Origin of the sequence: Sphingomonas sp. LH128, assembly GCF_000293195.2 — a bacterium.
In the GTDB taxonomy this organism is placed as follows: Bacteria; Pseudomonadota; Alphaproteobacteria; order Sphingomonadales; family Sphingomonadaceae; genus Novosphingobium; species Novosphingobium resinovorum_A.
On record NZ_ALVC01000403.1, the window covers coordinates 1 to 8,440 of the forward strand.

Consider the following 8,440-nt stretch of genomic DNA (forward strand, 5'->3'; position numbering starts at 1 on the left):
CCCCCCCCCCCAGCCGCATCGAGGACGCCGATTACTCGGCCGAAACCACCGCGATGGCCAAGGCGCAGATCCTCAGCCAGGCATCCACCGCGATGCTCGCACAGGCCAACCAGAGCCAGCAGAACGTCCTCTCGCTGCTGCGCTAAGAGACTGGATACAAGCCTTCCCGTCCCCCGGAAGGCCCGGAAGCCCGGCGGTCGTTTCCCCCGACCGTCGGGCGTTTCCGTGTCTGCACAAGGTGACAGGTTTACACGGTTTACACGGTCCAGAGGGCAAAGGTGTCACCTTAGGGCCGGAATGTGTCACCTTAGGAGCGTAAGGTGACACATTTTGCGGACGATGTGTCACCTTACGCGAAGGAAGTGTCACCTTGTGGTGTAACCTTGTGGAGTGCGAGGCGGTTCGGCAGGGCATGGGGCGCAATGTATCGGATGCCGCCTGGTGTAGGAAAGCGGACCAGGCATATCCTCCCTGTCGCGCAGCGATGGGGAGGTGGCAGCGACGCAGTCGCTGACGGAGGGGGATCAACCCCTCCACCACCCGCTTCGCGGGCGGTCCCCCTCCCCATCGCTTCGCGACAGGGAGGATGCTCAGAACTCTACGTCGAGTTCTTCCATCTCTTCCGGCTCGGCCTTGGCGGCGGCGATCCATTCGCGCATCGGGTCCCATTCGGCGATGGTCAGGCAATAGGCCTCGCACGGTTCCGGCAGCGCCACCGCGTAGCTGACGAAGCGCGTCGTCACCGGGGCATACATCGCGTCCGCCACGGTCGGCTGCGCCCCGAACAGGAACGGGCCGCCGTAACGATCGAGGCACTCGAGCCAAATCGCCTCGATCCGCTCGATGTCGGGACGCGCGCCGGAGAACACCGGGAACTTCGCATGGCGCACCTTCAGGTTCATCGGCAGCGCCGAGCGCAAGTTGGTGAAGCCCGAGTGGATCTCTCCCGATATCGAGCGGCAATGCGCTCGTGCGATCGGGTCGGCCGGAAGCATCTGCGCATCGGGAAACCGCTCGTTGAGGAACTCCGCGATCGCCAGCGTGTCCCACACGCTCGCTCCCTGCCACGTCAGGCGCGGCACCAGCACCGAGGGCGAGAGCAGCAGCAGTTCCGCGCGGTTGGCGGCATCGTTGGCGACCATCTTCTCGGTCACCTCCAGCCCGGCAAGACGGCACAGCAGCCAGCCGCGCAGCGACCATGCCGAATAGGTCTTGCTGGAGATCGTCAGCGTAGCACCGGAATCGACCATGACCTGCCCCTTCATTCAGCTTGCATCGGGTTATGATGCAGCGCAGCATGATTGTACAACCGTTTGCGTGCACACTCGCCGAATCGCGAGGTGCCTGAGGGATATTGCGGATGCTCTATGACGCCTACCAGGCTTATTGCGACGTCCTGACCCCGGCGCGCCTGACCGCACGCGCGGCGACCGGTTTTCGCGACAAGTTCCTGGGCGGGGCGAAGACGATGCCGATGGCGCGCCGCCTCTTCGCTCTGGCCGAGACGTTCGACAAATCGACGATCACCCACAAGCGCCCGCCTTACGACATCGATGAAGTGCTCTGCGGCAATACCATGACGCCGGTGGTCGAGGACGTGGCGCTGGCCCTGCCCTTCGGCGATCTGCTCCACTTCGCCAAGCCGGAGGTGACCACGCCGCAACCCAAAGTGCTGGTGGTGGCGCCGCTTTCGGGCCACTTCGCCACGCTTCTGCGCAATACGGTCGCGACGCTGCTGCGCGACCACGACGTCTACATCACCGACTGGAAGAACGCGCGCGACGTGCCGCTGTCGGCGGGCAAGTTCGGGCTGGACGAATACATCGACTACGTCATCCGCTTCCTGCAGGAGATCGGCGACCCGGCGGCGAAACGCGGCGCCAACGTGCTGGCGGTGTGCCAGCCTTGCGTGCCGGTGCTGGCGGCGGTGGCCATCATGGCGCAGGACGACGACCCGTGCCAGCCGCGCACCATGTCGCTGCTTGGCGGGCCGGTGGACGTACGCGAATCCCCCACGGTGGTGAACGAGCTTGCCAATGCGCAGAGCTACGACTGGTTCGAAAACAACCTCATCCACACCGTTCCGTGGCGCTACAAGGGCGGTGGACGCAAGGTCTATCCGGGGTTCATCCAGCTCACCGCGTTCATGTCGATGAACATGGGGCGGCACAATGCGCAGTTCCGCAAGCTCTACCAGCACCTCGCCGACCTGGAGATGGACGAAGCGGCGAAGATCGAGGACTTCTACGACGAGTACCTCGCGGTGCTGGACATGACGGCGGAATTCTACCTCGAAACCATCGACCGGGTGTTCCAGCAGGCGCAGCTGGCGAAGGGCGAACTGGTGCACCGCGGCCGCCGGGTGGACTGCGCGGCGATCCGCAAGACCGCGCTGCTCACCGTCGAGGGCGAGCGCGACGACATCTGCGCGGTGGGCCAGACGGCGGCGGCGCACCTGCTGTGCACCAGCCTGAGGCCCCACCTGAGGCGGCACCACCTGCAGCCGGGCGTGGGGCATTACGGCGTGTTCTCGGGCTCGAAGTGGGAGCGCGAGGTCTATCCGCAAGTGCGAGCCATGATCCTGGCGATGGCCTGATAGCCAAATCCTCCCTGTTGCGAAGCGATGGGGAGGTGGCAGCCCGCAGGGCTGACGGAGGGGGCGTCAGCTCCCCCTCCACCAGCCTGCGGCGGTGGTCCCCCTCCCCATCGCTACGCGACGGGGAGGATGAAGCGCTCCTCAATACCCCTGCTTGGCCAGCCAGGCGTCCACTTCCGGCATGCGGGTCTGGCCGACCTGGATGCGGTTCTGGATCTTGGCGATCGCCTCGTCCACCGGACGGCGCGAACCGGCCGCGAGGCGCTGCTTCGCATAAGCATCCAGCTTGGCCGGCATCGCCGGATCGGAACTGCCGGTGGCCAGACGCCCGACGTAGCGCGTCGCACCCGAGCTATCGACGCGGCTCATCACCGCATCGTAGTTGGCGAGGACGAAGTCGAACGCCTGCTCGGGATGCTCGCCGCCGACGGCGCTGACGATCACCGGGCTGGTGGTCACGCCCGGCTCGTCGGTGAGCGACAGGGCCAGCGCCTTGTCGGCCAGCGCCTTGTCGTTGGCGCGGCCCAGCAGCGAGTAGAGCGTGGTCTTGACCTGCGCCGAGGTCTCTTCCTGCGCCATCGTGTGCAGCTTGTCCCAGGTCGCCGCGTCCGCGTTCTTCGCGACGACGGTGAGCACCGCCACCTTCACCGAGGGATCGATCGAGGCCGGATCGGCGAAGCGGCGACGTGCCTCGGCGACCACCGAGGGTTCGCCCAGCGCGCCCAGCGTGTCGATCAGCGTGGCGCGCAGGTCGCCGGCGGTGGCCTGCTCGTCCGCCTTCGGCTCCCAGCCCAGCGTGTTCAGCACCGGCAGCAGGCGCTTCGTGGCGAAGCGCGAGAGAGCCGCCTTGCGCTTCGCGTTGTCCTTGGCGAAGTCGGCTAGGCCGCCGATCACCTTGGCCGCGCGCTCCATCACCTGCGGCGAGGCATTGGCGGGCAGGTTCTTCACCACGTCGAGCATGTCGGCCATCGGCTGGTTGCCCGCGTAGCCGAGCGCCACCGCATCGTTGAGGATGCCGAGCTGGTCGACCGGCTGCACCGAAGCGATGCCCTTGACCAGACCCGCGAAGGTCTTCGCATCATAGAGCACGCGGTAGTAGCCCGACTGGCCCGCATTGACGACGACCGGACCGCAGCCCGCGACCTTGAGCGAACCCTTGCCCTGCAGCAGCGTCTCGGCCCTGGTGTCGTCCGTGCCCGCAGCGCTGACCGGCACGCGCCAGGCGAGCGGCTGCTTGTCGGCGCGGTCGCGGGTGAACTCGCCCTGCTCCAGCGCCAGCGTCGTCGAACCGGCGGCGCACGAGGACGTCACCTTCACCAGCGGAATGCCCGGCTGCAGCGTGAAGTCGTGCGCGATCTGGCTGATCGGCTTGCCCGAAGCCTTGTCGATCTCGCGCCACAGGTCGTCGGTGACGGTGTTGGAGTGCTTGTAGCGCGCCATGTAGGCCTGCACGCCCTTCTGCCACTCGTCCGAACCGGCATAGGCTTCGAGCATGCGGATCACCGCCTCGCCCTTGGCGTAGGTGATGTTGTCGAAGGCCTGGCTGGCCTCTTCCACTGTCGCGATGTGGTGGATGATCGGGTGGGTGGTGACGTAGGCGTCCTGGTCCATGGCGCGCTCACGCTCGCCGGTGGCGGTCAGTTCGGGGTGCCATTCGGGGTGGAACTTCGCAGCCGCGCGGCTTTCCATCCACGAGGCGAAGCCCTCGTTCAACCACAGGTCGTCCCACCACGACATCGTGACGAGATCGCCGAACCACTGGTGCGCCATTTCATGCGCGACGACCGTGAAGATGCGCTGGCGCAGCGCGTTCGACGCGATCTTGGGATCGAGCAGCATCGCGTTCTCGAAGTAGAAGATGCCGCCCCAGTTCTCCATGGCGGAGAAGAACTGGCTGCGACCCGGCGCCGCGATGTGGTCGAGCTTGGGCAACGGGTACTTCTCGCCGAAGTATTCGTTCATCCACGGCAGCAGGTCGGCCGAGGCGCCCAGCGCGTAATCCGCCTGCGCCAGATCGCCCTTCTTGGTGAGCACGCCCACTTCGGTATCACCCGCCATCTTGGTCTTGCGCTCGAAATCGCCGAGGCCGAAGAACAGCAGGTAGGTCGACATCTTGGGGCTGGTGCCGAAGGTCACCAGCGTCTTGCCGCCCCCCAGATCCTTGCGGCTTTCCACCGGCAGGTTGCCCACGGCGACTTCCTCGGTCGGCACGATCGTCTTGAGGCTAAAGGTCGCCTTGTAGAACGGCTCGTCCCACGAAGGCATGAAGCGGCGCGCGTCCGAGTTCTCGAACTGGGTGAACAGCGCGCGCTTGGCCGAACCGTCCGCCGCCTTGTAGTCCAGCGCGAAGAGGCCGTAGGCCTGCGTATTGATCTTGCCCGCATAGTCGATCGCCAGCACGTAGCTGCCCGGCGCGATGGGCTTGGCAAACGTGAAGGTCGCGGTCTGCGCGGCCTCGTCGAGCGAGACGGTGGGCGTGCCGGCCTTCTTGCCCGATTTGGTCAGTGCCGCCTTGGCGATCGTCAACTCGGCCGCCTGCAGCGTGATGGTCTGCGTCGCCTCGACCACGTCGACCGTGATCGCCGCCTTGCCCGCGAAGGTCATCGCCTTGGCATCGGGAGTGACGGTGATGTCGTAGTGGCTAGGGCGAACGCTGCGCGGAAGCTGCGTGGTCACCGTCTCCGCCGTTGCGCCCTTGGTCGTGGAAGCAGTGCCAACTTCCTGCGCTGAAACGGAAAACGGGAGGGCAACGCCGGCGAGAAGCGCCAGCGCGGCGCGACGATACGGTTTCTTCATGGACGACTCACACCAGATGGGGGGATGACGCCTTGCTAACGTCCTGTCGTGAGCGCGCAACAATTTACCTGTTATGTGCAATTTTAAACGCTGCGGGAGTCACAGGGCCCACCCCGTCCGGCTAGGCAGCAAGCTGCCAAGCCTTCCAGCCCTCCCGCGAGCGGGAGGGCTGACCTCACTTCTCCCCTCCCGCCTGCGGGAGGGGCCGGGGGTGGGCTTCCCCCTTCTCTGCCCACACCGCGCTTGCATTCCGTCCAAAATCCGCTAAGCGCGCCCCTTCCCCAAAGTCCGAGGACACAGGGAAACCCAAAGAAAGCCGGAGGGGCCTCGCAATCCCGCGAGTCGCCAGCGATCGGTTAGACTAGATAAAGGAAGCTGCCGTGGCTCTATATGAGCACGTGTTCCTGGCACGCCAGGACCTCAGCCAGGCGCAAGTCGATGCGCTTGCCGCCGCCGCCACTGAGATCGTCGAGTCGAACCAGGGCAAGGTCGTCAAGACCGAGACCTGGGGCCTCAAGAATCTCGCGTACAAGATCAAGCGCAACCGCAAGGCTCACTTCGTGATGCTGAACATTGAGGCTTCGGGCGACGTCGTCGCCGAGCTCGAGCGCCAGACGCAGATCAACGAAGACGTCATCCGCTACGTGACCATCCGCGTCGACGAGCACGAGGAAGGCCCTTCGGTCATGATGCGCAAGACCGACCGCGAGCGTACTCGCCGTCGCGAACGTGAAGGGAACTGATTTCCATGGCACGTGCATTCTTCCGCCGCCGCAAGTCCTGCCCGTTCTCGGGCAAGAACGCGCCGAAGATCGACTACAAGGACGTTCGTCTGCTTCAGGGCTTCATGTCCGAGCGTGGCAAGATCGTCCCCAGCCGCATCACCGCGGTTTCCGCAAAGAAGCAGCGTGAGCTGGGCCAGGCTATCAAGCGTGCCCGCCACATCGGCCTGCTTCCCTTCATCGTGAAGTAAGGGAGGGACCTACCCATGCAGATCATCCTCCTGGAACGCATCGAGAAGCTCGGCGCCATCGGCGACGTCGTCTCGGTCAAGGACGGTTACGCCCGTAACTACCTGCTTCCGAACAAGAAGGCCCTCCGCGCCAACGACGCGAACAAGAAGGTCTTCGAAGCCAACCGCGCCAAGATCGAAGCCGACAACGCTGAGCGTCGTTCGGCTGCCGAAGCCAACTCGGGCAACGTCGAAGGCAAGCAGATCGTCCTGATCCGCGCCTCGTCGAACTCGGGCCAGCTTTACGGTTCGGTCTCGGTCCGCGACATCGTCGACGGCCTGAACGCCGAAGGCGCGAACGTGTCGAAGCAGATGATCGTGCTCGAGCGCCCGATCAAGACGCTCGGCATCTTCGACGTCAAGGTTTCGCTGCACCCCGAAGTTGCGGTCAACGTCAAGGTGAACGTCGCCCGTTCGCCCGACGAAGCCGAACTGCAGTCGCAGGGCGTGGACGTGATGGCCGCGATGTTCGAACAGGACGTCTCGGGCTTCACCGAAGCCTACGACCCGAACGCCGAACCCGGCGAAATCGCGGTCGAGGAAACCGAGGAAGAGGGCGAGGCGCAGGCCTGAGCCTTTCCTTCGGTTACCGAGGAATAGCAAAGCCCTCGTTCCCAAGCGGAACGGGGGCTTTTCCTTTTGGCGCAATGCTGGTTCGTGCCCATGGGGCTTCGACAAGCTCAGCCTGAGCGGTGTTGAGAGCAGGCTCTCAGAGCATCCGATGCCCCCTTCGTCATTGCGAGCGCAGCGAAGCAATCCAGGGCAATTCAGCGCCGCTCTGGATTGCTTCGCTGCGCTCGCAATGACGATCAATGAAAATCCAAATCCCGCTCAGGCTGAGCTTGTCGAAGCCCCCTCGGCCGGGCAGACCCGGAAAACCATGATCCACTCCGTCACCCCCGCCGACTACCGCACTGACGCATCTCTGCGCGGCGCGATGCTGGCGCTCAACAACGCCCACGCCGTCGAACTCTCCTTCGCCGACGAAGCGCGCATGGCGATGCTGGTGGAGGAGGCATTCCTCGCCGCGCGGATCGGAACCGTGGACGCCCTGCTCCTCGCCTTCGCGCCCGGGGCCGCATACGACAGCGCCAACTACCGCCGGTTCGAACGGCGCTATGCCAGTTTCGTCTACGTCGACCGCGTCGTCGTCGCCCCGGAAGCGCGCGGTCGGGGCCTGGCTCGCCAACTCTACGCCCGCCTCTTCGAAGCGGCCCGCGCCGCGGGCCACGAGCGCGTGGTCTGCGAGGTCAATTCCGATCCGCCCAACCCGGCTTCCGACGCCTTCCATGCCGCCCTCGGCTTCACGCCCATCGGCGAGGCGCTGCTGGAGAACGGCAAGACGGTGACGTATCTCTCGCTGGAGCTGTCGTCGTCCCGGACTTGATCCGGGACCGCTGGCGGTCTTTAGGCACGATCTTCCAGTGCGCGGAAAGCTGGGTTGTTCACGGCCAGCGGTCCCGGATCAAGTCCGGGACGACGCAAGGACACCGTCATCACCCTGCCCATATCGCCCCCTATTGCGCCGCAGCACGGAATGCGTAATAGATGGCCATGCAGAAGATGAAAGAAACCATCGCGGAATTGGTCCGCGTTTACGAAGCCGCCGTTTCCACTCTCAAGGCCGATATCGCCGCCTTCGTAGAGAACGGCACCCTCCCCCCAGCAGATCGCCGCGCGAACCGCCTCTGGACATATCCTGAGCTGCGGATCACGTATCGCGGCACCGAACTCAACGCCCGCGCCTCGCGCGCGTTCGGGCGGCTCGAGATGGCCGGCACATACGCCACCACCGTCACCCGCCCGCACCTCTTCGCCTCCTACCTCGAGGAACAGCTCGCGCTGATCGAGGCCGAGTACGAAGTGGAATTCGAGGTAGCCGCGTCCACGCAGGAGATCCCCTTCCCCTACGTGCTCGAAGGCGTATCGGTCGGCACAGTCACCCCGCAGGAACTGGCGAGCCACTTCCCCAGCACCGAACTGGCGATGATCGGCGACGAGATCGCCGACGGCACCTTCCTCGCCGCCGAGGACGA

At 65.2% G+C, this 8,440-nt stretch carries 8 protein-coding genes and 1 pseudogene; 7 read left to right on the forward strand and 2 right to left on the reverse strand.

What is annotated here, in order from left to right; genetic code table 11:
• Positions 1–146 (forward strand): flagellin (locus tag LH128_RS34805; protein ID WP_008832803.1); only part of this gene is annotated, 146 nt, incomplete at its 5' end.
• 444 nt (positions 147–590) lie between these two features.
• Here the strand turns inward: LH128_RS34805 and LH128_RS26650 are convergent.
• A complete protein-coding gene (locus LH128_RS26650; RefSeq protein ID WP_008832804.1) occupies positions 591–1,250 on the reverse strand; it encodes a glutathione S-transferase in 660 nt (219 codons plus the stop codon).
• 110 nt (positions 1,251–1,360) lie between these two features.
• On the opposite strand from LH128_RS26650, the gene LH128_RS26655 reads away from it, so the two are divergent.
• Positions 1,361–2,596: a polyhydroxyalkanoate depolymerase gene (locus tag LH128_RS26655; protein ID WP_008832805.1), complete on the forward strand. Its 1,236-nt coding sequence runs from the start codon at positions 1,361–1,363 to the stop codon at positions 2,594–2,596.
• Positions 2,597–2,737: 141 nt separating this feature from the next.
• Here LH128_RS26655 and LH128_RS26660 read toward each other — a convergent pair whose 3' ends face one another.
• Complete coding sequence (locus LH128_RS26660; protein WP_008832806.1) at positions 2,738–5,392, reverse strand: M1 family metallopeptidase; 2,655 nt, start codon at positions 5,390–5,392, stop codon at positions 2,738–2,740.
• Positions 5,393–5,772: 380 nt separating this feature from the next.
• Here LH128_RS26660 and rpsF point away from each other — a divergent pair, with 380 nt between their 5' ends.
• The 5 genes and pseudogenes from rpsF to LH128_RS26685 all read left to right on the forward strand — a co-directional run.
• On the forward strand, positions 5,773–6,135 hold the full coding sequence (gene rpsF / locus LH128_RS26665; protein WP_008832807.1) for a 30S ribosomal protein S6: 363 nt from the start codon (positions 5,773–5,775) through the stop codon (positions 6,133–6,135).
• Positions 6,136–6,140: 5 nt separating this feature from the next.
• The gene (gene rpsR, locus LH128_RS26670) at positions 6,141–6,365 is read left to right on the forward strand and encodes a 30S ribosomal protein S18 (RefSeq protein WP_007686754.1); all 225 of its coding nucleotides are present in this window, start codon (positions 6,141–6,143) and stop codon (positions 6,363–6,365) included.
• Between the two features lie 15 nt (positions 6,366–6,380).
• Positions 6,381–6,977 (forward strand): 50S ribosomal protein L9, encoded by a 597-nt coding sequence (rplI, locus tag LH128_RS26675; RefSeq protein WP_008832808.1) that lies wholly within the window; start codon positions 6,381–6,383, stop codon positions 6,975–6,977.
• A gap of 229 nt (positions 6,978–7,206) precedes the next feature.
• Entirely contained in the window at positions 7,207–7,791 is a 585-nt protein-coding gene (locus tag LH128_RS26680; protein WP_008832809.1) for a GNAT family N-acetyltransferase, read from the forward strand.
• A gap of 167 nt (positions 7,792–7,958) precedes the next feature.
• Positions 7,959–8,440: pseudogene (locus LH128_RS26685) on the forward strand (AMP nucleosidase); the annotation flags it as partial.

Coding starts and splice junctions, on each gene's coding strand:
- LH128_RS26650 (WP_008832804.1), bottom strand. CDS start 1,250: ATGGTCGATTCCGGTGCTACGCTGACGATCTCCAGCAAGACCTATTCG.
- LH128_RS26655 (WP_008832805.1), top strand. CDS start 1,361: ATGCTCTATGACGCCTACCAGGCTTATTGCGACGTCCTGACCCCGGCG.
- LH128_RS26660 (WP_008832806.1), bottom strand. CDS start 5,392: ATGAAGAAACCGTATCGTCGCGCCGCGCTGGCGCTTCTCGCCGGCGTT.
- rpsR (WP_007686754.1), top strand. CDS start 6,141: ATGGCACGTGCATTCTTCCGCCGCCGCAAGTCCTGCCCGTTCTCGGGC.
- rplI (WP_008832808.1), top strand. CDS start 6,381: ATGCAGATCATCCTCCTGGAACGCATCGAGAAGCTCGGCGCCATCGGC.
- LH128_RS26680 (WP_008832809.1), top strand. CDS start 7,207: ATGACGATCAATGAAAATCCAAATCCCGCTCAGGCTGAGCTTGTCGAA.